Below are 25,738 nucleotides of genomic sequence, written 5' to 3'. Positions count from 1 at the left end.
ACCGCGTTATCAGTGCACCGAGCCCGCTCGCGGGCACAGGCCGCATTGCTGCAGGGCCTGCTGCATGCTGCATACCGAACGCCGACAAGCAACGACCCGGATGCCGCCGCGCTGCGCGGCGTTACGGAAGGTCTTCATGACGTTGTGTCCCAGGAAGTCGGTCAGCAGGATGACCAACTGGGTGCCCGAGGGCAGCTGCAACGTTTTCTTCTGGTGCGAGGGATCACGCCCGCTGATGTGGTGCGTGATCGAGATATTGTGTCCTTTGAGCAGATCCGGAATGTTGCCGAGGCGGTCGGCGCCCACTACCACTGCACTTAATCCTGCCGTCATGATGAACCTCACTGGGTCGTTGAGACTGGATGTAATGATAATGATTCCTATTTTTTAGTCAACTCAAATGAGATCAGTTCTTATTTAATTATTTTTATGAGCATAGGAAAGGGGATAGCGCGAGCCGCCCTGCGCCCGCAAAAAAAGGCGCGGCCCCACCTGGCGCCGCGCCTCTGGCACCGATGAGAGCCGTGCCTACTTGGGGGTGCCCTGCACCGCCTCCGTCACTACCGCGCGCGTCAGCGACGGCGCCAGCATTTCCAGGAAGGTATAGACGTAGTCACGCAGGAACACCCCTGCCTTCACACCCACGCGGGTGGTGTGCGTGCCGAAGAGATGGCCTACCGGCAGCCCCACCAGATTGCCGTCGCGGCGCGGATCGTAGGCCACGCCCGCGATGATCCCGATGCCCAGGCCCACGTCGACGTAGGTCTTGATGACGTCGGCATCAATGGCTTCCAGCACGATGTCCGGATGGATGCCCTGATTGGCGAAGATCTCGTCGATCGTGCTGCGGCCGGTAAAGGCGCGGTCGTAGGTCACGATGGGATACTCGGCCAGCTGGGCCAAGGACAGGCGCTTGGCGGCGCTGGAGGTCAGTTCAGCCAGGGGATGGTCCGGGCGCACCACCACCGTGTGTTCCCAGGCGTAGACCGGCAAGGTCGCCAGGCCTGGCGTCAAGGCCAGCGATTCCGTCGCCAGGGCCAGGTCGGCCTGCTCGTGCAGCACCATTTCCGCAAGCTGCGCAGGGCTGCCTTCGGCCAGCGACAGGTGCACCTTCGGGAATTGCTTGCGGAATGCCGGAATGACGCGAGGCAATAAATAACGCGCCTGGGTGTGGGTGCAGGCAATGACCAGGCCGCCCTCGTCGCGGCGCGCGAACTCGTCGCTGACCTTCTTCAGGTTGTCCACTTCGCGCATGATGCGGTCAATGACCTGGGACACCGCCAGGCCGGGCTTGGTCAGCCCCTTGATGCGCTTGCCGTGCCGTTCGAAGATCTTGATGCCGAGCTCGTCCTCGAACTCGATGATCGCCTTGGAGACCCCGGGCTGCGAGGTGTAGAGCATCCGGGCGGCTTCGGTCAGGTTGAAGTCGCGCCGGATGGTTTCACGCACAAAACGAAATTGCTGCAGGTTCATGAATTGGCCCCTGATAGACGGGCCAATTATAAGTAATAAGGACGCCTTACTATATAACTTATTTATATAAGCTTACACGCAAGGCGTCCCCAGTTCAGCGCATCGAGATCGTGGTGTTCACGCTCTTGGCATGCGCCGACCAGCGCGCGGTGACGGTCTTGGTCTGCGTCCAGAACTGCACTGCCTGCTTGCCATTGGGGCCCAGGTCGCCCAGCTTGGAACCACGGGAACCCGTGAAGCTGAACCAGGCCACCGGCACGGGGATCGGCACGTTGATGCCAACCTGACCGACGTCGATGTTGTTCTGGAAATAGCGTGCCGCGCCGCCATCCTGGGTGAACAGCGCCACCCCGTTGCCATTGGGGTTGCGGTTGATGAACGCCACGGCGTCCTCCAGCGTTTCCACGCCCACCACGCACAGGACCGGCCCGAAGATTTCCTCCGTGTAGATAGTCATGTTTTCGGTGACGCCGTCGAAAATCGTCGGACCCACGAAGTTGCCCTGCTCGAAGCCGGCAACCTTCAGGCTGCGACCGTCCAGCAGCAGTTTGGCGCCTTCGTCCACCCCTTTCTGGATCAGGCTTTCCACGCGCTTCTTGGCGTTGGGCGAAACCAGGGGACCGAGATCCGCTTCGCGGTCCATCCCCGAATTGACCTTGAGCTTCTTGGCGCGCTCGACGAAGTCGGGCAGCCAGTTGCGGGCCTCGCCCACCAGCACGGCCACGGACGAGGCCATGCAACGCTGGCCGGCCGCGCCGAAGGCGGCGCCAACCAGCTGGTTCAGCGCGACCTCGGGATCGGCATCAGGCAGGATCACGCAGTGGTTCTTGGCGCCCATCATGGACTGGCAGCGCTTGCCCGCGGCAGACGCGCGGTTGTAGATCTCGGTGCCCACGCGGGTCGAGCCAATGAACGACACCGCCTTGATGTCAGGGTGTTCGCACAGACCATTGGCCGTATCCGGGCCACCGTGCACCACGTTCAGCACGCCCGGCGGCAAGCCGGCTTCCAGCGCCAATTGCGCCAGGAACAGCGAAGACGTCGGATCCTGTTCCGAAGGCTTGAGCACGAAGGTATTGCCGCAGGCCACGGCGATCGGGAACATGAAGCAAGGCAGCATGACCGGGAAGTTGAACGCGGTAATCCCCGCGCACACGCCCAGCGGCTGAATCAGCGTATAGACGTCGATGCCGGACGCGGCGTTCTCGGCATACTCGCCCAACTGCAGGTTGGCGATGGAGCATGCGTGCTCCACCACTTCCAGGCCGCGGCCGACTTCACCTTCGGCGTCCGGCAGCGTCTTGCCGTGCTCGCGGGTGATCATTTCGGCCAGCTTGCCGGTATTGGCGCGCAGCAGCTCCTGAAACTTCAGCATGACGCGCATGCGGGCGCCCTGCCCGCTGTTGCGCCAGGTCTTGAAAGCCTCCTTGGCGTTGGAGACGGCCAGGTCCAGTTCTTCGCGCGTGGCGAAAGGCACCTTGGCTACGACCTCCTGGGTGGCGGGATTGATCACGTCCCGCCATTCGGTGGTTTTGGACTGCACGAGCTTGCCGCCGATCAATAGCGGAACGCGGGGGACTTCACTCATTTGATGCTCCTCACACTGCGTAGTCGATGCGGATGGAATCCGCGTTCATGAATCTTCAGGACCTACTGCTTCACCAGCGGGCAGGTCGAATCTGACAGGGGCTGGAAGGCCTCGGCGGCCGGAATGGTGGCCACCAGCTTGGAATAGTCCCAGCCGCCCTTGGACTCGGACGGTTTTTTCACTTCATACAGGTACATGTCGTGTATCACGCGACCATCGGGACGGATGGAGGCGTTGCGCATGATCGGATCCTCGATCGGCAAGGCGCGCATCTTGTCGGCCACTACCTTGCCATCGGTGCTGCCCGAAGCAGCGACCGAGCGCAGGTAATGCCGCACGCTGGAATACACGCCGGCCTGCGTCATGGTGGGCTTCAAGCCGCGGAAGGCCTTTTCGAAGCGCGAAGACCACTCGCGCGTTGCGTCGTCGTAATCCCAGTAGAAGCCGTCCACATACGACAGGCCCTGGGCGCTTTCCAGGCCCAGCGCGCGCAGATCCGACAGGAAGATCAGCAGCGACACCAGGCGCTGGCCGCCAGCCACGATGCCGAATTCACGCGCTTGCTTGACCGCATTGACCGTGTCCTGGCCGCCATTGGCCAGCGCCACGACCTGGGCCTTCGATGCCTGCGCTTGCAGCAGATAGGATGCGAAATCCGGCGCGTTCAGGGGATGGCGCACGCTGCCCGCCACGGTGCCGCCCAGCGCCTGCACGGCCTTGGCGGTGTCGGCCTCCAGCGAATGGCCGAAGGCATAGTCCACGGTAATGAAATACCAGGATTTGCCGCCCGCCTTCACCGTGGCCTTCGCACCGCCCGCGGATTGCGAGTAGGTGTCGAACATCCAGTGAAAGCCCACGGGCGAGCATTCCTTGTTGGTCAACGCCGTCGTGGCTGGACCCGAGAACATCACGACCTTGTTCTTTTCGCGCGCGATGCCCTGCACCGCCAGCGCCACCGCGGAGTTGGTCAGGTCGGCAATGGCGGTGACGCCATCGCGATCGAACCATTCACGCGCCTTGGCCGCGCCCACGTCGGCCTTGTTCTGGTTGTCCGCGGACACCAGTTCGATCTTCATGCCCTTGCATTCCGCGGCCAGGCAATCGTCGATCGCCAACTGCGCCGCCGCTACCGAACCCGGTCCTCCCATGCCGGCGTAGGTGCCCGACATGTCCGTCAGAATGCCGATCTTCACTGGCGGCTTGTCCGCCGCCTGAGCCTGGCCGACCAATGCGGCGCCCAGACACAAGCCTACGGCCAGCCCGCGTGCGTGCAATTTCATGGATTTGTCTCCTGAGTTTTTATGCGTTGTGGCGCCGTCTTCGCGGCCTGCGGTTCCAGGGTTTCGGCCCCGGAGAGCCCGTCTACAGGCCCTGAGCCCGCCGACCCAGTGTAGATGTGTGAAAATTAACAAGCAACACTAGAAATGCACATTCCTTGTGCATTCATGCACAACTAGAATTTGCCCGGCGGCGCGGAGCGCGGCCGGGCCTGGAGAGCCGGAAAGTGCTTGATTGGGACAGCCTGCGATATTTCCTGGAAGTAGCTCGCACCCAGCGGGCCAGCGCCGCGGCGCGCAAGCTGGGCGTCGAGCACACGACAGTATCGCGGCGTATCCGCGCGCTGGAGACCGAACTGGACACGCTGCTGTTCGAGAAATCACGCAGCGCCGGCTTCGTGCTGACCGAAGACGGCCAGCGCCTGTTCGTCCATGCGGAACAGATGGAAAGCACCGTGCACTCCGCCCGAGAGAACCTGTCGGGTATCGGCCAGGCGCTGTCGGGCCATCTGCGCATCGGGGCCACCGAGGGCTTCGGCAGCTACGTGCTGACGCCATTGGCTGCGGATTTCCAGCGGCGCTACCCGCACATCACCCTGGACATCCTGCCGGTGCCGCGCTTCGTCAGCCTGTCCAAGCGCGAGGCCGACCTGGCCATCACCATCGAGCGCCCCCAGCGCGGCCCCTACGTATGCAGCAAGCTGTGCGACTACACGCTGCGCCTGTACGGCACGCCCGGCTACCTGGCCAGCCATCCCCCGATCAGGGAACGCGCGGACCTGGCCGACCACACCTTCATCGGCTATGTGGACGAGCTGCTGTTCAGCGAGCGCCTGCGCTACCTGGAAGACCTGCTACCCGCCAGCAAAGTGGTTTTGCGCAGCACCAGCGTGGTTGCGCAGTACCACGCCGCGCTGCAGGGCCAGTCGCTGGCGATCCTGCCGTGCTTCATTGCCGCACAGGATCCGCGGCTGACGCCGGTGCTGGAAAACGACGTCGAAATCACGCGCTCGTTCTGGATGTACTGCCACGAAGACCTGCGCAAGCTCAAGCGCGTGACCGCCTTGTGGGAATTCATCCGCAAATCGGTGCTGAAGAACGCCGACCTGCTGGCCGGCAAAGGCGGCACAATGAAGTACCTGCCCTGAAAACACAGCGGCCCGCTCAGGCGGGCCGCAATGCGCCGGTTCGAACTGGCATCAAGCGCTGTTCTTGGGCGCCTTGACGCGCAAACGCCGCATCAGCAGGAATACCGTCAGCATCGCCACCGCAGCGTGGATCGCCCAGACGCCTATGCCGAAGCTGAGCTTGCCGTTGGAAATCCAGGCACGCGACAGGTTGATCAGGTTCATGTACAGCAAGCCCACCAGGCCGGCGATGAGCAGGTCGCCCGACCGTCCCAGACGCGGATTGACCGCACCCAGGGGAATCGCCAGCAGCGCCAGGTTCAGCGCGGCCAGCGGCAAAGAGATCCGCCACATCACTTGCGACCAGCTGCTGTCCGTGTTGTCGGCGATCAGCTGCGGCGTGGTGCGGGCCTTGGCGGAGCGTTCCGCATTGGCGCGCGCTTCGGCCACAGGGTCGCCACCCGACTTGCTTTCCAGGCGCAGGCCGTACTTGTCGAAATGCACCAGGCGGATCTCGGGCGTGCCCGGCTTCAGATCATAGCGGTGGCCTTCGCCCAACACCAGGAAGCGGTCGCCGTTGGGAAGCGTTTCGCTGTGCGCCTTGCTGGCGGTCAGCACGCTGAGCCATTCAGGACCGTTTTCGCGCGCGAACACGTTGCCCAGTTCGTCGCTGGGTTCGAGGGGATCTTCGGCGAAGAATACGCGGTTGCCGCCCGACGATTCCGCGAACTGGCCGGCCGTGACCTTGGACAGATCCGAACGCTGCTCGAAACGTTCATGGTATTCGCCGATCTGGCGGTATGCCCATGGGGCCGCCACCAGCGTCAGCCCCGCCACCGCCAGCGCCACCGGGATAGCGACGCGAAGCACGGGCCTGAGCCAATCGGCCAGCGACAGGCCGCTGGCGAACCACACCACCATTTCGGATTCACGGTAGTTGCGCGTGACGGTGGTGAGAACCGCGATGAAGACAGACACCGCGAGGATGGTCGGCAATGCCGTGATGGTCGACAACGCGGCCAGCACCAGCACAACGTCGGCTCCGATGTTGCCGCCCGCCGCTTCACCGAGCAGGCGCACGAGCAACACGCTGAGCCACACGATGAGCAACGTGGAAAAGACAACGCCAGCGTGACTGGTGATCTCGCTGACGACAGAGCGTTTAAATAGAGACATGGGAGAATATGCGGGATAATCGACCGCATTCTACACAGACGCACACGGGAAACCCTCATGGAATTTAGCACACAGACCACTGCTTCCCTGCACCAAGTCAAGACCGCCGCCCTGGCCGTCGGGGTATATGCGGAAGGCGTGTTGAGCCCCGCCGCCGACCTCATCGACCGCGCCTCCAATGGCGCCGTGCGCTCGGTGGTCAAGGCCGAGTTCCGCGGCCGCGCCGGCTCCACGCTGACCCTGCGCAACCTGCCTGGCGTGTCCGCGCAGCGCGTGGTGCTGGTCGGCCTGGGCAAGCAGGAAGAATATTCGGCCCGCGCGCACGCTTCGGCCGAGCAGGCCTTTGCCGCCGCCTGCGTATCCGCTCAGCTGACCGAAGGCGTGTCGACGCTCGTCGCCAACCCGATCGCAGACGTTGCCGTCATCGCGCGCGCGCGCAGCGCCGCCATCGCGGCGGGCAACGCCACCTATCATTACGACGCCAGTTTCGGAAAACCCGACCGCGACGCCCGCCCCAAGCTGAAGAAGATCGTCCAGGTCGTCGAACGCGCCGACGCGGCCCAGGCCCAGAAGGGCCTGCGCGAAGGCGGCGCCATCGCCAACGGCATGGACCTGACCCGCACGCTGGGCAACCTGCCGGGCAATATCTGCACGCCGACCTACCTGGGCGAGACGGCCAAGCGCCTGGCCCGCGAATTCAAGTCGCTGAAAGTAGAAGTGCTGGACCGCAAGCAGGTCGAAGCGCTGGGCATGGGGTCGTTCCTGTCGGTCGCGCGTGGCTCCGAGGAAGCGCTGCGCTTCATCGTGCTGCGTCACGCCGGCAACAAGGCCGCCAAGAAAACCGCCAAAAGCGCGCAAGGCCCCATTGTGCTGGTCGGCAAGGGCATCACTTTCGATGCCGGCGGCATCTCGCTCAAGCCTGCCGCCACCATGGACGAAATGAAGTACGACATGTGCGGCGCCGCCAGCGTGCTGGGTTCGTTCCGCGCCCTGGCTGAACTGGAGCTGCCGCTGGACGTGGTCGGCCTGATCCCCGCCTGCGAAAACCTGCCCAGCGGCAAGGCCAACAAACCGGGCGACGTCGTCACCAGCATGGCCGGCCTCACCATCGAAATCCTCAATACCGACGCCGAAGGCCGCCTGGTGCTGTGCGATGCGCTGACCTACGCCGAGCGCTTCAAACCGTCCGCCGTCATCGACATCGCCACCCTGACCGGCGCTTGCGTCGTGGCCCTGGGCAACGTCAACAGCGGTCTGTTCTCCAAGGACGACGCCCTGGCCGACGCGCTGGCCGCCGCCGGCCGCCAGTCGCTGGACACCGCATGGCGCATGCCCATGGACGACGCCTACCAGGAGCAGCTCAAGTCCAACTTCGCCGACCTCGCCAACATCGGCGGCCCCCCGGCGGGCGCGGTCACGGCGGCCTGCTTTCTTTCGCGTTTCGCCACGGCATACCGCTGGGCCCACCTGGACATCGCCGGCACCGCCTGGCGCGGCGGCAAGGACAAGGGCGCCACCGGCCGGCCCGTGCCCTTGCTGATGCAGTTCCTGCTGGACCAGGCTTGAAGCGGCAGCAACGGAAGCCTGCATGATGCGCATCGATTTCGCCTTCGGCGCGCCCGATCGCTTGCGCACCGCCTGCCAGGTGGTGCGCAAGCGTTACCTGGCAGGACAGCGGCTGGTGGTGTACTGTAGGGATGGTGCCCGCCTGGCCGCGTTTGACCGCATGCTCTGGGCGTTCGACGATACGTCTTTCGTGCCGCATGTTTTGGCCAACGATCCCCTGGCAGCCGAAACGCCGGTGATCCTGACTGCCGGGGATCCGCAGCAGGCAGCCGCCGCGGCTGGCCAGGGCGAGCAGCCCCAGCCTTCCTGGCTGCTGAACCTGGACACCGACTGCCCTCCCGGTTTCGAGGCTTTCGAGCGGCTGCTTGAAATTGTCTCCGACGACCCGGAAGACAAGCAGGCAGCCCGCCAACGTTGGCGTACGTACCAGACCGCGGGCCACACGCCGCAAAGCCACGACCTCAGCCGCCAGCAGCCGGACGGCTGACCGCCCAGCCCCTACGGCGCGCCATTTCGATTTTCGGGAGCCATCATGCCCTCTCGCTCCGCCGATCCCGGCATTCCTACCCTGACCCAGCGGGCCGAACCGTCCCTGTACCCGTCATCCGCCCAGGATGACGCCGACGCGCCCGTACTGACCGAACTGGCCGACGACGAGCCGGCCTATGACGACGACGCCTTTCCGCTCTTGACCGACGTGGCCGACAGCCCTGATGCGTCCCTGGACAACGCCGCCGTCGCGCCAGCGCCTGCCCAGGCCGCGCCCGCCGCGTTGCCGGACGCCACGGTGCTGAGCGCCCGCTTGCAGGCCGAGATAGAACAACTGATGCGCGAGGCCCTGGCCGACGCCATCGAAGAGATCCAGGCCCGCATGGACGCTGAATTGCCGCGCATCGTGGCCCGGGTACTGCAAGACGTCCGGCCGGGTTGACCCGTCTGGAACCTATTTCCCGCCTCTGGTCTAATCCTAGTCAGAGCTGGATTCTTCAGGGAACTGTAAGGTATCCTACCCATCTAAGCCTTCTAGGCAACCATTACTCTGCCGTACACAGGAGTTCTCCATGAACGAATATCGTCCGTCCCCTTTTAACCGTTCCGGCACCATGGCCGGCGCGCCGGGCGAGGTCGCGCGCAACCAGGTCCTGCGCAACACCTATTGGCTCTTGGCGCTCTCGCTGATCCCGACCGTGCTGGGCGCTGCCGTGGGCATGTACACCGGCATCAACCGCGTCATGGGCGCCAGCCCTGGCCTGTCCGCCATCGTGTTCCTGGTGGGCGCGTTCGGTCTCATGTTCGCGATCGAAAAGAACAAGAACAGCTCGCTGGGCGTGGTCCTGCTGCTGGCCTTCACGTTCTTCATGGGCGTGATGCTGTCCCGCCTGCTGGGCTTCGTCATGGGCATGAGCAACGGTTCCCAGCTGGTCATGACGGCCTTCGGCGGCACCGCGATCGTGTTCGGTACGATGGCCACGCTGGCTACCACCATCAAGCGCGACCTGTCGGGATTGCAGAAATTCCTGTTCATCGGCGCAGTCGTGATCCTGGTGGCGGCCCTGGCCAACATCTTCCTGCAGTTGCCCGCCCTGATGCTGACCATCTCGGTCCTGGCCATCGTCATCTTCTCGGCATTCATGCTGGTCGACCTGCAGCGCGTGGTCAACGGCGGCGAAACCAACTACGTGTCCGCCACGCTGGCCATCTACCTGGATGTCTATAACGTCTTCTCGAACCTGCTGATGCTGCTGGGCATCTTCGGCGGCAACCGCGAATAATCGCAGCCAGCCAAACCGGCACAAAGGGCCTACATTTGACGTGTAGGCCCTTTTTCTTTGCCCGTGCTCCCTCTTTGTCGGAACCCCGCCATGCCCGACCGCCGCCGCTTCCTCCTGACCGCAGCCGCCACCGCCCTGATCGGGCCCGCCAGGACCGCCAGCGCCCTCAGCGTGTTGACACCGATGCTCGCCCGGCCCATACCCGCATCCGGCGAAACGCTGCCCGTCATCGGACTGGGCACCGCCGATACCTTCAACGTGTCCCCCGCCGACAAGACCGCCATGGCGCCCCTGGCGCAGGTGCTGGACACCTTGCTGCAAAAGGGCGGCAAGCTTATCGACACGGCGCCCAGCTACGGCCAGGCGGAAGCGGTCACCGGCGCGCTGCTGGCCCGCGAGGGCGCCTTGCGGGCCAGGACCTTCCTGGCAACCAAGATCAGCACGCAAGGCCATGAATCGGCCTTGCGCCAAGTACGCCAGTCGCAGCAGGCGCTCGGCAGCGACAAGCTCGACCTGATCCAGGTGCACAACCTGATCGACACCGTCAACCAATTGGCGCTGCTGCGCGACCTGAAGCGGCAAGGCGTTATCCGCTATGTCGGCATTACCCACTACACCGAGTACGCCCACGACGAACTGACCGCGCTGGTCGAACGGGAAAAGCCCGACTTCCTGCAGGTCAATCTGTCCGTCGGCGACCGCAATGCCGAAAGACGCCTGCTGCCCGCATGCCAGGCCAATGGCGTGGCGGTGCTGATCAACCGTCCCTTTCAGGACGGGGCCCTGTTCCGCCGAATCAAGGGCATGAAGCTGCCCGAGCTGGCGGCCGAGATCGATTGCACGTCCTGGGCCCAGGTTTTCCTGAAGTTCGTCATCGGCCATCCCGCGGTCACCGCGGTCATCCCTGCCACCTCCAAACCGGCCAACATGGTCGACAACGCGCAGGCCGGTTTTGGGCGGCTCCCGGATGCCGCCATGCGCGAACGCATCGCAGCCCTGCTGGCCTGACGCCATGACGCCGGCTCCCGCCAGCCTGCCGGGCCGCGCCGCGCGGGCGCTGGGCATCCCGCCGCAGGAACTGGCGCCGGCCGCCTGCGGCTTCGCCTTTTTCTTCTTCCTGTTCTGCGGCTATTTCATGCTGCGCCCGATACGCGAGACGATGGGCATCCAGGCGGGCGTCGACCAGTTGCAATGGCTGTTCACCGCGACCTTCGTCGCCATGCTCGCCGTGGTGCCGCTATTCGGCTGGTTATCGGCGCGCGTGCCGCGTGCCATGCTGGTGACCTGGGTCTATGCCGCCTTCGCCCTCAGCATGGCGGGCTTCGCCGTCTTGCTCCACCTTCGGCCCGGCAGCGTCTGGGCGGCGCGCAGCTTCTACGTCTGGCTGTCGGTCTTCAACCTGTTCGTCGTATCCATCGCCTGGAGCCTGATGGCCGACGTGTTCCGCCTGGATTCCGCCAAGCGCCTGTTTGCCTTGATCGCGGCGGGAGCCAGTGCAGGCGGGCTGGCCGGCCCGCTTGTGGGCGGCTTGCTGGCGGGCGCCCTGGGGCCCGCCGGCCTGCTGCTTCTGTCCGCCCTGCTGTTGGCAGCCACGCTCCCTCTCAAGCGCTGGCTGTTGCGCTGGCGCGCGGCCAACCGCGAGGACCCGGCCCCGGACGACATACGGCAGCCGATAGAAGGCTCGATCCTCGCGGGCATCTCGCGCATCTTCCAGTCCCCTTATCTGCTGGGAATTTCGCTGCTGGTGATCCTGCTGGCCACGCTCAACACGTTTCTCTACATGGAACAGGCGCGCCTGGTGGCGCATGCTTTTCCCGACACGGCCCAGCGCATCCGCGTCTTCAGCGCGCTGGACTTTACGGTGCAGGCGCTGTCGCTGCTATCGCAGATATTCATCACCGGCCGGGTGGCCACCCGCCTGGGACTGCGCTTCCTGCTGACCGCCGTGCCCTTGACGATGACGATCGCCTTCCTGGCGCTGGCGGCCTTCCCCATCTTCGGCGTGCTGGCGGCCGCCATGATCGTGCGCCGCGTTGGCGAATATGCGCTGATCCGGCCGGGGCGCGAAATGCTGTTTACCGCGGTTCCGCCCGAAGACAAGTACAAGACCAAGAATGTCATCGACACCGTGGTCTACCGCGCGGGCGACGCGGCCAGCGGCTGGGTCAAGGCGGGCGTGGACATGCTGGGGCACGGCGTGGTCCTGATCGCCATGCTGGGCGCCGCATGCGCCCTGGCGGCGGCGGCGGTGGGCCATGGGCTGGGCCGGACCGCGGACCGGCGCAATGCCGAAGGATCTTAGATTTTCCTGAATATCCATATCACTAAGGCAAACGTATTCCTTGGGTGGCGACCGCACAATGGCGCAGCTTTCAATGCCTGGGGAAACGTCATGAAACGCATCGCCTGTTTTGCCGCCCTGTTGCTCAGCCTGGCCGCGCCCGCCGCGCTGGCCGCCTATCCTGAACGCGCCATTACGCTCATCGTGCCTGCGGCGGCCGGCGGCAACGCCGACATCACGGCACGCCTGGTGGGCCAGGAAATGAGCCGGCAGCTCGGCCAACCCGTCGTGGTGGAAAACCGCGTGGGCGCGGGCGGCCGCATCGGCACCCAGGCCGTGGCACGCGCGCCCGCCGACGGCTACACCATCGGCTACGCCCACGTCGGCACGCTGGTGCTGCACCGTTTCCTGTTCAAGCAGCAGCTCTACGACCTGGACCGCGACATCGCGCCCATCGGTCTGGTCGCCGAAACGCCCAATGTCATCGTGGTGAATGCGTCCTCGCCCTATCGAGACCTGAAGGGCTTCATCGATGCCAGCCGCGCGCAACCGGAGCGCCTGACGATGACGTCTGCCGACCCCGGCACCACCAGCGAGGTGGGCGTCAAGCTCTTCATTGCCCAGACCGGCGCCGCCGTGCGCCAGATTCCTTACAAGGCCACCGCCGCGCAACTGTCCGACCTGCTGGGCGGCCACGTCGATTCCATGATGGAAAACCTGCCTCCATTGATCGGCAACCTGAAAGACGGCCGCCTGCGCGCGCTGGCGGTCACCACCAGGACCCGCGCCGCCTCCAATCCGGACGTGCCCACCGTAGCGGAACAAGGCTATCCCGACTATGAGCAATCCGCCTGGAGCGCACTGGTCGCGCCCGCAGGCACCCCGCCCGAGGTCATCGCCCGGCTGAACGCGGCCATGAATGCGGCGTTGCGCTCGGACAATGTCAGCAAGGAATTGCGCAGCCGCTCCCAGGAACCGCTGGGCGGCACGCCGCAGGAAGTACAGAACCAGATACGCAAGGAGCTGCCCAAATGGGAAGGCATCATCAAAGCCGCCGGCACGACGCTGGACTAAGCCGGCAGGTGTCACGCGCAGGAGTTCCCGCATGGCCACGGTAAGCCGCGAGGACTTTTCCTGCGCCGCCGCCACCAACGCGTCGGCCTACCGGCGCGTCACCATCCCGATGCTGCGGATCGAGGCGGGGCCAGGCCCCGCCGTCGCCTTGATGGCGGGCGTGCATGGCGACGAATGGGAAGGCCAGGCTGCCATCCTGGACCTGTGGCGCCACCTGCCCGGCATCCTGCGGCGCGGCACGGTGTATCTGCTGCCGGCGGTCAATGCGGAAGCGTCGCTGGCGGGCACACGCCTGTCGCCCTCGGACGACGGCAACCTCAACCGTGCTTTCCTGGGAGCCCCGGCGCGCGGCTACACGGAAAGCGTGGCGGCCGCGCTGGAAGCCCGCCTGCTGCCCCGCATACAGGTGCTGGTGGACGTGCACAGCGGCGGCGCGTCGCTGCGCTACCTGCCCTCATCGGTGATTACGCGCTACGGCAACGATGCTTATGATGAACGCCTGCCTGCCCTAGCACGCGCGTTCGGCCTGCCCGATTGCGTGTTCTTCCGCGGCACGGAAGCTGGCTCGATGCCCGCCGCCGCCAGCCGCCACGGCGTGCTGCGGCTCAGCGCCGAAATCGGCGGCGGCCGCGAAACCAGCCAGGCGCTGGTGGATCGCTGCCGCGACGGCCTTTTGGGCTGCCTGGGCGAGCTGGGCCTCTTGCCCGACCGCCCTGCCGTCAGCACTCCCGAAGTCCGCCTCTACGATCTGGACGCTGCCGCCGCCACCTTGCGCGCCAACGAGGCTGGCGTGTTCGTACCCGCCGTCGAACTGGGCCAGATCGTAAGCGCGCGCCAGCGTATCGGCCAATTGATAGAACCCGCCCGCCCCGACTCTCCCGCGCGCGCCCTGACCAGTCCGCAGGCGGGCACCGTCGTCTGCCTGCGTTCGATTGCCCGCAGCGACGATGGCGATTGCCTGCTACAGGTCGCGCCCGCCCTTCCCCTCGACACTCTTGCTTCAAAGTACTGAAACATGCAGATGAACCCCAGTTTGTCCGGCCTGCGCTGCATCCGCTGCGCCAGCCTGTGGCCCCCCGCCGATTACCCCGAAGGCTGCCCCAGTTGCCTGGAAGCCGGCCATCCCGCCAGCCTGGAATGCCTTTACGAATCCTCCGCGGCGCAAACCATGCCCGTGCCGGTGCTGGGTGCCGTCACCCTGGGCGAAGGCGCCACCCCCTGCCTGGATGCGCCCGCGCTGGCGCAAGCCGAGGGTGTGGGCCAGCTTTGGCTGAAATGCGAAAGCGCCAATCCGACCGGCAGCCACAAGGACCGCATGGCAGCGCAGCTAGTGTCGCGCGCCCGTCTGGCCGGCGCCACGCGCGTGGCGGCCGCCTCCAGCGGCAATGCCGGCGTCTCGCTGGCGGCATACTGCGCCGCCGCCCGGCTGGAGGCCGATATCGCCATCACCAGCAACTGCCCTCCCTTGCAGCGGGAAGCCATGCAACGCTTTGGCGCCAGGTTGACCGCGTTCGAAGACAGCCTGAGCCGCTGGCCCCATGTGGAAGACCTGTGCCGCAATCATGGCGCCTTCGCCGGCACCAATTACCTGAATCCGCCGGTGGGCACGCATCCCTACGGCGTGGAAGGCTACAAGCCGATCGCCCTGGAACTGCTGGAGACTTGCGGTTTGCCCACCGACATCGTCGTGCCCACCGCGCGCGGCGATCTGCTGTGGGGGATATTCCTGGGGTGGCAGCATCTGCTGCAAAGCGGGCGCATTGCGCGCCTGCCCCGGCTTCATGCGGTGGAACCCTATGCCCGCCTGTCGCGCGCCCGCGCCACCGGCGACGCGCGCAAGATCTGGGACGGCGTGACGGACCAATACTCGATCGCGGGCGGCACCAGCACGCTGCAATCGCTGGAAGCCCTGTCGCGTTCCGGCGGCACGCCCGTGGAAGTATCGGACGCCGCAGCCGCTCAAGCGCAGCAGCGGCTGGAACGCATGGGCCTGGCCACCGAACTGTCCTCGGCGGCGGCGCTGGCTGCCGTCTCCCGGCTGCGGCGTTCAGGTCTGCTGGATGCCGAATCGTCCGTCGTGCTGATCGTGACCTCGGACGGACGTCGGGGTTGACGCGCGCGTAGCCGCCTGCAGCGCGCTAGACGCCGAAGCTGTCCGTCAGTGGCGCCAGCGCGCCGCGCAGGCAAGTAGCCCAGAACTTGCCCGCTTCGGACAAGGGGCGGCTGCCGTGCAGGATCATGTGGCATTCAAAATGCACGGGCGCCGCCAGCGGGCGATAGCACAGGCCCGCGGGCGCCATGCCCACCGCCGTGGCCGGATTGGCGATGCCCACCCCGTGTCCGGCCAGCGCGAGCTGGCACACGGTGCTGGAGTATGGCGTTTCGATGGCGATCTTCAGGCTCTGCCCGGCCTGCGCCAGCAGCGCGTCCAGGCGCTTGCGCGACCCGTCCTCTGCGTTCAGCGCGATCACGTCGGCGTCCGCGAGGTGCGAGAAATCCACTTGTTCCAGCCGCGCCAACGGATGGCCCTTCGGAAAGACCACCACGGCGCGCAGGCTGGCCAGCCGGTGGCCTCGCAACCCTTCAAGTTCGGACTCGTCGGCCACTGCGGCCAGGTCCAGTTCGCCCGACACCACCATGTCGCGCAAGGTGTTGGAATCCCGGATCTGCAGATAAAGCCCGGTATCGGGATAACGTTCACGGAAACGCGCGATGGTGTCGCTGATCACCGCACCGCTATACGCATGGATGCAGCCGATGCGCAGCCGCGGCTGCGCCGCGCCGCGAATCGCGCGGATCTTGCGGCCCAGGCTTTCGAGCCCGACATTCAGCCGGCGGATTTCCTCATACAGCAGAGTCGCTTCGGGCGTGCGCTGCATGCGCTGGCGCACGCGTTCGAACAGGCGCAGCTCGATGCTTGCTTCAAGCGCAGCGAGAGTAGCGCTGACGGTGGCCGGCGACACGTCCAGCCGCCGGGCGGCGGCTGTGACGCTTTCCGTTTCATAGACGGTGCGGAAGGTCTCGACCTGTTTTAGCGTGAAGGTCATGGCCGCGGCGCAATGCGCTCAGATGCGTTGCAGATCCAGCAACACACGCCGGGTCGACAAGGGACGACCCGCCAGGATTTCGGCCAGCCGTTCGCGCAGGTCGCGGCGCAGGGCGGGCTCGATCACCGGGTCGTCGAAATCAGGGGCTGCCTCATCCACGCCATAGCCCGTCTCGCGCAGCAGCGTCCATTCGAAGCGCCGCAGAGCGCCAGCGGCGCGCGTGCCGCCGGACAATTGCTGCAAGGCGAAATCGTAGGCGTCGAACAACAAGGGATGGGCATCTTCGCGAGGCAGCAGGCGCAATAGCAACTCGTTCATGTACCAGGCCGACATCAGCGCGGTGCCCGTCAGCGGCCGGATGCCGGCGATCTCGGCCCGCGTCAAGGTCTTGACCTCGCCGTTTCCGGTCCATGACAGCAGCAGCGGCTGGAACGCGGACAGCACCGGGCGCAGGACGGAATACGGGCGCTTGGCGCCCTTGGCGACCATGGCTACGCAGCCGTGGTCGCGGGAGAAAGTCTGAACGATAAGGGAAGTCTCACGCCACGCGGTGGCGTGCAGCATGTATCCGGGGCGATCCTGGACGCGGGGCGCCCGTCTACTCATAACCCAGATCGCGGAGCGCACCCTCGCGGTCGGACCAACCCTTGCGCACCTTGATGTAGACCTCCAGGTGCACCGGTTTGTCCAGCAGCTTGGCAATGTCCTGCCGCGCCTCCGTGGCGATGCGCTTCATGTGCATGCCGCCCGTGCCCAACAGGATGGGCTTGTGGCTGTCGCGTTCGACCACCACGCAGGCATTGATGCTGGCGCCCTTGTTGGTTTCTTCCCATTGCTCGATGACGACGGTACAGCCATAGGGCAGCTCGTCGCCCACCAGGCGGAAGATCTTCTCGCGCACCAGCTCGGCGGCGATGAAGCGCATGGGACGGTCGGTCAGCGTATCTTCCTCGAACATCGGCTCGCCTTCCGGCAGGCGCGACGCGATTTCTTCCAACAGCTGGTCCAATTGCTGGTTCTTGGTGGCGCTGACGGGGACCACGGCGCCGAACGGATGCAGCGCCATGATCTTGGACACGAAGGCGAACAGGTCGTCGCGGTTCTTCAGTGCGTCGATCTTGGAGACCACCAGGATGGTGCGCTCAGGCGCCGGCAGCAACGGCAGCAGCTTGGCATCGCCCTCCGACCATTTGCCGGCCTCCACCACGTGGACCACCACGTCCACGTCGGCCAGGGCCTGCGTGACCACGCGGTTCATCATGCGGTTCATCGCGCCGCCGTGGCGGGTCTGGAAACCGGGAGTGTCCACGAAGACGAATTGCTCGTGCTCGCGCGTCAGCACACCGTGAATGCGGTGGCGCGTGGTCTGCGCCTTGCGCGACACGATGGAGATCTTGGAACCGATCAGGGCATTCGTCAGGGTGGACTTGCCCACATTGGGGCGGCCCACGATGGCGACGAAGCCGGTACGAAAAGGGGTATCGCTCATTTAGTCTCTTGAGCCACTGCCACGGGCAGCGACAATTGCGCGGTTTTGCGCGCCTTGCCCGACTTGCGGGCAGCCTTGGTCGCCGGGCTGACGGCCAATGCGGCCTCCAGCGCCAGCTTGGCCGCCGACTGCTCGGCGGCGCGGCGGCTGGCGCCGGGCGCCATCACCTTGATCTCGAGCGCCGGAATGGCGCATTCGACTTCGAACTGCTGGCTGTGGGCCGCGCCATGCGTGGCCACCACCGTGTACACCGGCAGCGCCAGTTTGCGGCCCTGCAGGAATTCCTGCAGCAAGGTCTTGGCATCCTTGCCCAGGGTCTTGGGATCGACGGAGGCCAGCACCGGCTGGTACTGGCGCACGATCACGCGACGGGCGGCATCGAAACCCGCGTCCAGGAAGACGGCGCCGAACAGCGCTTCGACCGTGTCCGCCAGGATGGAAGGACGGCGGAAACCGCCGCTCTTCAGCTCGCCTTCGCCCAGGCGCAAGTACTGCGACAACTCCAGCCGCTGCGCAATATCCGCCAGCGACGCCTGTTTGACCAGGTTTGCCCGCAGGCGCGACAGATCGCCTTCGTCGATTTTCGAATAGCGCTCGAACAACATTGCGGCAACGACGAAGTTCAGCACGGAATCCCCCAGGAATTCCAGCCGCTCGTTGTGGCGCGCGCCGTGGCTGCGATGCGTCAGCGCCTGTTCGAGCAATGCCGGATCACTGAAGTGGTGATCCAGGCGGTTTTCTAGCGTGGCTAGCGACATGATCAGTTGAACCGGCCGATACGGCTGAGATCGCTGAAATTCATCCAGATGAAGAACGCGCGGCCGACGATATTGGATTCCGGAACGAAGCCCCAATATCGGCTGTCGGCGCTGTTATCCCGATTATCGCCCATGGCGAAAAACTGCCCTTCGGGTACTTTGCAGCGTACCCCATTACGGCTGTATTGGCAGTTCTGCCGGTTGGGAAATTGCCACATCGGTGCGTATTCCTGCGGTTTTCCCTCATCCAGCAGGATTTTGTGCTCAACTTCGCCCAATTTCTCTTTAAATTGCGCGATATACGAAACGCGATCCGGCTCGAAATAATCGCCGTCGCGCACATGCGGCACCAATTCGCCGTTGATGTAGAGCTTTTTGTCCAGGTAGGCGACCTCATCGCCCGGCAGGCCGACCACGCGCTTGATGTAGTCGACGTCCGGATCCACGGGGTAGCGGAACACGAACACGTCTCCGCGCTGGGGCTTGCCCACGTCGATGATCTTCTTGTCGATGACCGGCAGGCGCAGTCCATAGCTGAACTTGTTCACGAGGATCAAGTCGCCCGACTGCAGGGTCGGCAGCATGGAGCCCGAAGGAATGCGGAACGGCTCGACCACGAACGAGCGCAGCATGAACACGAACAGGATGACGGGGAAGAAGCTGACGGCGTATTCGATCCACCACGGCACACGGCGCGCGGCGTCGCCGGCTTCGCGCCGCAAGCGCTCGGCTTCCTGCGCATCGCCGACCAGGGCAGCATCGTACTGCGCCATCGCCGCCTGGGCCCGGCGTTCGCGGCCCTTGCGCAGCACTGCCAGATCAAGCACCCAGATAATGCCGGTCAATACCAGCAAAACAAAAAGAATCAGGGCAAAGTTCCAACTCATCAGCTAACCGCCTTCTTTGGGTTCTATTTGTCTTCCACTTGCAGGATGGCGAGGAACGCCTCCTGCGGAATTTCCACGCTACCCACCTGCTTCATGCGCTTCTTGCCGGCCTTCTGCTTTTCAAGCAGCTTCTTCTTGCGCGAGATATCGCCGCCATAGCACTTGGCCAGCACGTTCTTGCGCAGCGCCTTGACGTTCTCGCGCGCGATGATTTCGGCGCCGATGGCGGCCTGGATGACCACATCGAACATCTGGCGCGGGATCAGGCCGCGCATGCGCGTGACCACGTCGCGCGCGCGGTGACGGGCGTTGCTGCGGTGAACGATGACGGCCAGCGCGTCGACGCGGTCGTTGTTGATCAGCAGGTCCACGCGCACCACGTCGGCCGAACGGTACTCCAGGAACTCGTAGTCCATCGAAGCGTAGCCGCGAGAAACCGACTTCAGCTTGTCGAAGAAGTCCAGCACGATCTCGGCCAGCGGAATCTCGTATACCAAGTGCACCTGGCGGCCGTGGTAGCTCATGTTGACCTGCACGCCGCGCTTGTTATTGCACAGCGTCATGACAGGACCCACGTAGTCCTGCGGCATGAAAAGCGTGACCTTCACGATGGGTTCGCGGATGTCTGCGATCTTGCCGATTTCCGGCATGCGCGACGGGCTTTCCACCGTGATCACGGAGCCGTCGCGCTGTTCGACCTCGTACACCACCGACGGCGCGGTGGTGATGATGTCCATGTCGAATTCGCGCTCCAGGCGCTCCTGCACGATTTCCATGTGCAGCAGGCCCAGGAAGCCGCAACGGAAGCCGAAGCCCAGCGCCTGCGACACTTCCGGCTCGAACATCAGGGCGGCGTCGTTCAACTTGAGCTTTTCGAGCGAATCGCGCAGCTGGTCGTACTCGGAGCTTTCCACGGGATACAGGCCCGCGAACACCTGCGGCTTCACTTCCTTGAAGCCAGGCAGCGGCTGGGCTGCGGGCTTGTTGGCCAGGGTGACGGTATCTCCCACCTTGGCGTCTTCCAGCTGCTTGATGCCAGCGATGATGAAGCCCACTTCGCCCGCAGACAGATGCGGACGCTGTTGCGACTTCGGCGTGAACACGCCGGTCTGCTCGCACAGGTGGGTGGCGCCCGAAGCCATCAGCAGGATCTTGTCCTTGGGCTTGAGCACGCCGTTGATGATGCGCACCAGCATCACCACGCCCACGTAATTGTCGAACCACGAGTCGATGATCAGCGCTTGCAACGGTGCGTCCGGATCGCCCTTGGGCGCGGGCACGCGCGCAACGATGGATTCCAGGATCTCATCGATGCCCATGCCGGTCTTGGCGCTGGCCAGCACCGCTTCAGAGGCGTCGATGCCGATCACATCCTCGACTTCCTGGCGGGCGCCATCAGGATCGGCCTGGGGCAGATCCATTTTGTTCAGCACGGGCAGGACTTCCACGCCCAGCTCGATCGCGGTGTAGCAGTTGGCCACGGTCTGAGCCTCGACGCCCTGCGAGGCATCCACAACCAGCAGCGCGCCTTCGCAGGCCGACAGCGAACGGCTGACTTCATATGAGAAGTCCACGTGCCCCGGGGTGTCGATCAGGTTCAGGTTGTAGATCTTGCCGTCCTGCGCCTTGTAATGCAGAGCCGCAGTCTGCGCCTTGATGGTAATGCCGCGCTCGCGCTCGATTTCCATGGAATCGAGGACCTGCGCCGACATCTCGCGATCCGCCAATCCGCCGCAGCGCTGAATCAGGCGATCGGCCAGGGTCGATTTGCCGTGATCGATGTGGGCAATGATGGAGAAGTTGCGAATATGCTGCATGCTTGAAGTTATAAGGGACGGAACACTCGGCACGGAGCCGGAAGACACCGCCGCCGGAGTACGCACGGCTGACGAGGAGGGTGCCAACGGGCCTGGCCCGGGCAAAACAAGGGGGCGCCATGCGCCCCCTCTTGCGGCAACCAGGCATTTTAGCCGGTCTTGGACCTTTTTTGCCGACGGGACCGTCCTGAGGCAAAAAGGCGCCACGCCCCGGTGGGGTATAACCCGCCGCGCAGGGGCGTGGCGTTGAGCGAATTTACTTTGAAGCTGGCACGGCCACCCATTGCGTCTGGTCACCGCGGCGTACCAACAATCCGGCGGCGCGGCCCTTGTCCAGCTTGGCCACCAGGTCGCCGAATTGCTTGGCGCCAGTGACGTCGGTGTCGTTCAGGGCCAACACAATATCGCCTTCCTGCAGGCCGGCCTTGGCGGCAGCCCCTTCGGCGACCTTCACCTGGACGCCTCCCTTGATGCGCAGCTTCTTCTGCACGTCGGCCGGCACGTCAATCACGCCCAGGCCCAGCGCGTTGGTGACTTCCGGCGCCGGTGTCGCGCCCTTCTTGTTGGCGCTCGCCGCCTTCTCCGTCGGGATTTCACCCACCTTGACCGACAGCGTCACATTCTTGCCCTTGCGCCACACTTCCATGTCGGCGCGCGTGCCCGGCTTGGTTTCACCCACAATGCGCGGCAGATCGGACCAGCGCTTGATGGGCTCGCCGTTGAACTTCAGGATGACGTCACCGGGCTGCACCCCCGCCTGCTCGGCGGGACCGTCGGCTTCCACGCTGCTGACCAGCGCGCCTTCGGCCTTGGGCAGGCCGATGGCTTCCGCCACATCCTTGCCTACTTCGCCGATCTGCACGCCGACACGGCCGCGAGTGACTTTGCCCGTGGCGCGCAACTGGTCCACCACGCGCATGGCTTCGTCGATCGGGATGGCCAGCGAAATACCCATGAAGCCGCCGCTGCGCGAGATGATCTGGGAGTTGATGCCCACGACCTCGCCTTCCAGGTTGATCAGCGGGCCGCCCGAGTTGCCCGGGTTGACCGCCACATCGGTCTGGATAAAGGGCAGGTATTCACCGGTGTCGCGGCCGATGGCGCTGACGATGCCGGAGGTCACGGTGGAATCCAGGCCGAACGGCGAACCGATGGCCAGCACCCACTGCCCTTTCTTGAGTTTCTTGGGGTCGCCGATGACCAGCGGCGTCATGTCTTTGGCTTCGATCTTGATCAGCGCCACGTCCGTGCGCTCGTCCGTGCCGATGACCTTGGCCTTGAACTCGCGGCCGTCGGTAAGCGTCACGTAAATGTCCGTCGCATCCACCACCACGTGGTTATTGGTCAGGATGTAGCCGTCAGCCGAAATGAAAAAACCGGAACCCACGCCGCGAGGCACGGTGCGCTCTTCGGGCTGGGAAGGCTGGGGACGCTGGCGCGGCGACGGGCCGGGTTGGCCCGGAGGCTGGAATTCAGGACCGAAGAACCAGCGGAACAATTCGTAAGGGTCGCTGCCGCCGCCGGGCCCCATGCCGCGCACCGGCACGGTGGCCGTGGTGCGGATGTTCACGACTGCGGGGTCGGCCTTCTCAACAATGCTGGTGAAATCGGGCAGCGTTACCGCCGGCGCCTGGGCCACCGCGGCGGGCACGTAGGCGGCGGACATCATGACGCTGGCCGCGGCCGCCACCAGAAAGCGCCGGAAAACTGCATTCGACACTGTCATTGCTTTCATAAGTGTTACTCCGAAATTGCTGCTTGCCGCGCCCGGCCGATCACTTGGATTCGGCCGCGGGCGCCGCTGCCGCAGGCGCGGCGGGCACATATTCAGTGGATTGCGCAAGCTGCTCCAGCGTCGCGACGGGCACTTCGCCCACGGCCGTGAGCCAGAAATCAGCAATGCGGGTGCCGTATACCGTGATCGCCCCGCGCTGCGCCGCACCGTGGGGAGGGCGGTGGCCGCGCTGGCTGTCGTAGGGCTCGATGAATACGGAAATGGCCGCCAGTCCGTCTGACAATACCATCTGATTGACCGTTACACCCCGCCCCATCGAACGCGCGACCTGCATGACGGCCTTGAATCCCTTGGGCGCCGGGATGCGCCACCCCTGGGCGGCCAGATCCACCGGCTTCATCGAAGGCTCTAGCACCTTCCAGTCGCGCGTGCTCCAACGCGACGTCAGCAACTGGGGATCGACTTCCGAGCCCAGCCGCAGTGAGGTGAACGACACCTGCTCGACCACGCCGCGTGCGGCATTGAGGGTCTGGGCCTTGAGCAGCAGATTGGTCTCGACGTCGGCGCACAGCCGGTAACCATAACGCAGCTTGTCCAGTGGTTCGATCGTGATCAGGCGGCACTCACGTCCGGCCACACGATGCAGGGCAGACTCGGCGCGGATCTTGTAGTGCTCGGACAGGTTGGCGGCATCTCCCAGCAACAAGCCCGGGAAGCGGTCGCCGCGGCGGCGCTCCAGCAGCACGGTCTTGCGTTCGGGAATCAGGCACTGCACGTCTTCGTTGTGGCGGAGGTATTCGCGGGGCTGGCCGTCGAGGATTTCCAGGCGTTCGCGCTCGCCGGTGCCATCCATGACGTGCACGAGGCGAGAAGACTGGATCGTCTCGCCCTGCTGATACATGAAGACGCCCGCATAGTCCTGCTTGCGGGCGGCTTGTTGGATACGGGTCAGCAACTGGACCACGTCATCCGTGGCGGCGGGAGCGGCATCGGCGGCGCGCGCGGGTTCGTGCGCGGCCAGGAAAGCGGTCAGGAGCGTTGCGGCAAACCAGCCGGCGCGGTGGGCCTGCAGCGTGGCGGCCCGACCCAGCACCGGCCAACGCGATGGAAGCACCAGCGCCATCAGCGCCCCACCCCGGTGTCAAAGGACACCTGGCGCACGGCGCTGGGGCCGGCCATCTGGCGATGGGCCTCCAGATAGTCGCGCAGGCCGGAGTCGTCGGCAGCCGACGCCGGCGTACTGGCATCGGCCAGCACGCGCACTTCGGTGGCCGGCTCGCCGGTCAGGTAAGGCTGCGCCACCCAGGCAACCGTTGCAACCGCCGCGGCCACCGCCAGGCCCGACAGCCCGACGCGCAAAGGCGAACGGCGCCGAGGCGCCGCCACAATGGGCAATTCCGCGTCCAGCGCCCGTGCCAGGCGGGCCTGGAAGGCCGCGCTGGGGGTCAGCGCCAGATCGGCGTTGCGCAGGGAATCACCGATCAAATGATAGGTGTCCCAGGTCTCGCGCCCCTCGCGGGACAACAAACCGGGAAATATGTCGTCGGATTCTTCTCCGTCCATCCAGGCGGAAACCGATTCCTCCCAGGAGGACTCGGCGATCACGACGGATTTGGCTGCTGTTTGCATGACTGCCACTCCTTACCAGCGACGCTCGGCATCGGTGCCTAGCAATGGACGCAACTTGATGGCGATGGCTTCGCGCGCACGAAAAATGCGGGAACGCACCGTACCGATCGGGCAATCCATGCTCTGGGCGATGTCTTCGTAACTCATACCTTCGATTTCCCGCAGGACAATTGCGGTACGCAACTCTTCCGGCAATTCCTCAATGGCCGCATTCACCGTCTCGGCGATTTCGCGGCTGGCAACCATGGATTCCGGCGTGCTTATATCGGTTAGGTTGTCGGTTTCGTTAAAAGTTTCACCGTCTTCCGTTTCTATCGCATTGGGCGCGCTGGGACGCCGGCCCTGCGAGGCCAGCCAGTTACGCGCCGTATTGATGGCGATCCGATACAACCAGGTGTAGAAGGCGCTTTCCCCCCGGAACTGGGGCAAGGCCCGGTAAGCCTTGATAAAGGCCTCCTGGGCCACGTCCTCGATTTCCGAGGGGTCCCGGATCATGCGGGCCAATAGACGGAGAATCTTGCGCTGGTACTTGAGCACCAGCAGATCGAAGGCCTTTTTGTCGCCCCGCTGAACGCGCGCGACAAGCTCGGCGTCGACTTCGCGCTCGCTCATGACGCCTCCCGCAGGGTGGCCGCCGGACGGGCGGGCCGCGCCGCGCCCGCCAGCAGGCACAGGCGCCGCCAGGATTCGGGTCGCAACGTCCGCTGCCAGACGGTGAGGGTGATTGTGCTATTGGTAAAGGCCGTACTCCCGGTGGGCAAGGGCTGCAACGTGAGCGTCAGCCAGCCAAGACCGCGCTGGCCTTGCAACAGCCTCGCGTCCTGCCAGCCTTGCGGCAGGCGCACCTGCCAGCGCCCAGCCCCGGCGGCCGCACGTAATGCAGATACCGGGGACAGGCTGCTCCGTGCCGAGTGTAACAGCCCGGCCAGCACGAGCAGGAGCGCAACCAGCGCGCTCGCCACCCATGCCATGCCGTGCCAGTACGCTGCCGTCACCACGCAGGCCCCTGCCGAGACCAGCGCCAAGCCAAAAAGCGCCGTGG

Annotated in this window: 26 protein-coding genes; 10 read left to right on the top strand and 16 right to left on the bottom strand. The window is 65.0% G+C overall.

What is annotated here, in order from left to right; genetic code table 11:
• Positions 1-9: 9 nt before the first annotated feature.
• The 4 genes from VCS63_RS10045 to VCS63_RS10030 all read right to left on the bottom strand — a co-directional run bounded on the left by VCS63_RS10045 (position 10) and on the right by VCS63_RS10030 (position 4,341).
• Positions 10-333, bottom strand: a complete 324-nt coding sequence (locus tag VCS63_RS10045) for a DUF2325 domain-containing protein (RefSeq protein ID WP_042796837.1) — start codon at positions 331-333, stop codon at positions 10-12.
• A gap of 195 nt (positions 334-528) precedes the next feature.
• Positions 529-1,473 (bottom strand): CysB family HTH-type transcriptional regulator, encoded by a 945-nt coding sequence (locus VCS63_RS10040; RefSeq protein ID WP_042792410.1) that lies wholly within the window; start codon positions 1,471-1,473, stop codon positions 529-531.
• 94 nt (positions 1,474-1,567) lie between these two features.
• Positions 1,568-3,061 (bottom strand): CoA-acylating methylmalonate-semialdehyde dehydrogenase, encoded by a 1,494-nt coding sequence (locus VCS63_RS10035; protein ID WP_063641977.1) that lies wholly within the window; start codon positions 3,059-3,061, stop codon positions 1,568-1,570.
• Positions 3,062-3,123: 62 nt separating this feature from the next.
• On the bottom strand, positions 3,124-4,341 hold the full coding sequence (locus tag VCS63_RS10030) for an ABC transporter substrate-binding protein (protein ID WP_323879567.1): 1,218 nt from the start codon (positions 4,339-4,341) through the stop codon (positions 3,124-3,126).
• 224 nt (positions 4,342-4,565) lie between these two features.
• Here VCS63_RS10030 and VCS63_RS10025 point away from each other — a divergent pair, with 224 nt between their 5' ends.
• The gene (locus VCS63_RS10025) at positions 4,566-5,486 is read left to right on the top strand and encodes a LysR family transcriptional regulator (RefSeq protein WP_042792407.1); all 921 of its coding nucleotides are present in this window, start codon (positions 4,566-4,568) and stop codon (positions 5,484-5,486) included.
• A gap of 51 nt (positions 5,487-5,537) precedes the next feature.
• On the opposite strand, the gene lptF is transcribed toward VCS63_RS10025, so the two are convergent.
• Positions 5,538-6,641 (bottom strand): LPS export ABC transporter permease LptF, encoded by a 1,104-nt coding sequence (lptF, locus tag VCS63_RS10020; protein WP_042792406.1) that lies wholly within the window; start codon positions 6,639-6,641, stop codon positions 5,538-5,540.
• Positions 6,642-6,698: 57 nt separating this feature from the next.
• On the opposite strand from lptF, the gene VCS63_RS10015 reads away from it, so the two are divergent.
• The 9 genes from VCS63_RS10015 (at position 6,699) to VCS63_RS09975 (ending at position 15,447) form a co-directional block, all read left to right on the top strand.
• Positions 6,699-8,207: a leucyl aminopeptidase gene (locus VCS63_RS10015; RefSeq protein ID WP_063962222.1), complete on the top strand. Its 1,509-nt coding sequence runs from the start codon at positions 6,699-6,701 to the stop codon at positions 8,205-8,207.
• A gap of 22 nt (positions 8,208-8,229) precedes the next feature.
• A complete protein-coding gene (locus VCS63_RS10010) occupies positions 8,230-8,694 on the top strand; it encodes a DNA polymerase III subunit chi (protein WP_042792405.1) in 465 nt (154 codons plus the stop codon).
• Between the two features lie 45 nt (positions 8,695-8,739).
• Entirely contained in the window at positions 8,740-9,138 is a 399-nt protein-coding gene (locus VCS63_RS10005; protein WP_042792404.1) for a hypothetical protein, read from the top strand.
• 130 nt (positions 9,139-9,268) lie between these two features.
• Positions 9,269-9,979: a Bax inhibitor-1/YccA family protein gene (locus tag VCS63_RS10000; RefSeq protein WP_042792403.1), complete on the top strand. Its 711-nt coding sequence runs from the start codon at positions 9,269-9,271 to the stop codon at positions 9,977-9,979.
• A gap of 90 nt (positions 9,980-10,069) precedes the next feature.
• On the top strand, positions 10,070-10,987 hold the full coding sequence (locus VCS63_RS09995) for an aldo/keto reductase (protein ID WP_323879564.1): 918 nt from the start codon (positions 10,070-10,072) through the stop codon (positions 10,985-10,987).
• Between the two features lie 4 nt (positions 10,988-10,991).
• The gene (locus VCS63_RS09990) at positions 10,992-12,281 is read left to right on the top strand and encodes an NTP/NDP exchange transporter (RefSeq protein ID WP_323879561.1); all 1,290 of its coding nucleotides are present in this window, start codon (positions 10,992-10,994) and stop codon (positions 12,279-12,281) included.
• A gap of 90 nt (positions 12,282-12,371) precedes the next feature.
• A complete protein-coding gene (locus VCS63_RS09985) occupies positions 12,372-13,334 on the top strand; it encodes a Bug family tripartite tricarboxylate transporter substrate binding protein (protein WP_164793276.1) in 963 nt (320 codons plus the stop codon).
• 31 nt (positions 13,335-13,365) lie between these two features.
• Positions 13,366-14,346 (top strand): succinylglutamate desuccinylase/aspartoacylase domain-containing protein, encoded by a 981-nt coding sequence (locus VCS63_RS09980; protein ID WP_323879558.1) that lies wholly within the window; start codon positions 13,366-13,368, stop codon positions 14,344-14,346.
• A 3-nt stretch (positions 14,347-14,349) separates the two neighbouring features.
• Entirely contained in the window at positions 14,350-15,447 is a 1,098-nt protein-coding gene (locus VCS63_RS09975) for a pyridoxal-phosphate dependent enzyme (RefSeq protein ID WP_253637641.1), read from the top strand.
• 25 nt (positions 15,448-15,472) lie between these two features.
• Here the strand turns inward: VCS63_RS09975 and VCS63_RS09970 are convergent, their stop codons facing one another.
• The 11 genes from VCS63_RS09970 to VCS63_RS09920 all read right to left on the bottom strand — a co-directional run bounded on the left by VCS63_RS09970 (position 15,473) and on the right by VCS63_RS09920 (position 25,721).
• Entirely contained in the window at positions 15,473-16,381 is a 909-nt protein-coding gene (locus VCS63_RS09970) for a LysR family transcriptional regulator (RefSeq protein WP_063641997.1), read from the bottom strand.
• A gap of 18 nt (positions 16,382-16,399) precedes the next feature.
• Positions 16,400-16,987 (bottom strand): DNA repair protein RecO, encoded by a 588-nt coding sequence (gene recO, locus VCS63_RS09965; protein WP_063641998.1) that lies wholly within the window; start codon positions 16,985-16,987, stop codon positions 16,400-16,402.
• Positions 16,980-17,870 carry a GTPase Era gene (era, locus tag VCS63_RS09960; RefSeq protein ID WP_063641999.1) on the bottom strand — a complete coding sequence of 297 codons (891 nt, stop codon included), beginning with the start codon at positions 17,868-17,870 and terminating at the stop codon, positions 16,980-16,982. The genes recO and era overlap by 8 nt, the downstream gene beginning before the upstream one ends.
• Positions 17,867-18,628, bottom strand: a complete 762-nt coding sequence (gene rnc, locus VCS63_RS09955) for a ribonuclease III (RefSeq protein ID WP_042792396.1) — start codon at positions 18,626-18,628, stop codon at positions 17,867-17,869. Before rnc ends, era begins: the two co-directional genes overlap by 4 nt.
• Before the next feature lie 2 nt (positions 18,629-18,630).
• The gene (gene lepB / locus VCS63_RS09950; protein ID WP_042792395.1) at positions 18,631-19,515 is read right to left on the bottom strand and encodes a signal peptidase I; all 885 of its coding nucleotides are present in this window, start codon (positions 19,513-19,515) and stop codon (positions 18,631-18,633) included.
• Positions 19,516-19,538: 23 nt separating this feature from the next.
• The gene (gene lepA / locus VCS63_RS09945; protein ID WP_063642000.1) at positions 19,539-21,332 is read right to left on the bottom strand and encodes a translation elongation factor 4; all 1,794 of its coding nucleotides are present in this window, start codon (positions 21,330-21,332) and stop codon (positions 19,539-19,541) included.
• Positions 21,333-21,588: 256 nt separating this feature from the next.
• The gene (locus tag VCS63_RS09940; RefSeq protein WP_372341558.1) at positions 21,589-23,001 is read right to left on the bottom strand and encodes a DegQ family serine endoprotease; all 1,413 of its coding nucleotides are present in this window, start codon (positions 22,999-23,001) and stop codon (positions 21,589-21,591) included.
• A 106-nt stretch (positions 23,002-23,107) separates the two neighbouring features.
• Positions 23,108-24,190: a MucB/RseB C-terminal domain-containing protein gene (locus tag VCS63_RS09935; RefSeq protein ID WP_063642002.1), complete on the bottom strand. Its 1,083-nt coding sequence runs from the start codon at positions 24,188-24,190 to the stop codon at positions 23,108-23,110.
• A complete protein-coding gene (locus tag VCS63_RS09930) occupies positions 24,190-24,696 on the bottom strand; it encodes a sigma-E factor negative regulatory protein (protein WP_063642003.1) in 507 nt (168 codons plus the stop codon). Before VCS63_RS09930 ends, VCS63_RS09935 begins: the two co-directional genes overlap by 1 nt.
• 12 nt (positions 24,697-24,708) lie before the next feature.
• A complete protein-coding gene (gene rpoE / locus VCS63_RS09925; RefSeq protein ID WP_063642004.1) occupies positions 24,709-25,308 on the bottom strand; it encodes an RNA polymerase sigma factor RpoE in 600 nt (199 codons plus the stop codon).
• Positions 25,305-25,721 (bottom strand): hypothetical protein, encoded by a 417-nt coding sequence (locus VCS63_RS09920; protein WP_243759346.1) that lies wholly within the window; start codon positions 25,719-25,721, stop codon positions 25,305-25,307. The genes rpoE and VCS63_RS09920 overlap by 4 nt, the downstream gene beginning before the upstream one ends.
• Between the last annotated feature and the right edge of the window lie 17 nt (positions 25,722-25,738).

It is taken from the genome of Achromobacter sp. D10 (genome assembly GCF_035282245.1).
GTDB classification, from domain to species: Bacteria; Pseudomonadota; Gammaproteobacteria; order Burkholderiales; family Burkholderiaceae_B; genus Achromobacter; species Achromobacter insolitus.
This window is presented reverse-complemented; position numbering and strand designations above follow the sequence as displayed.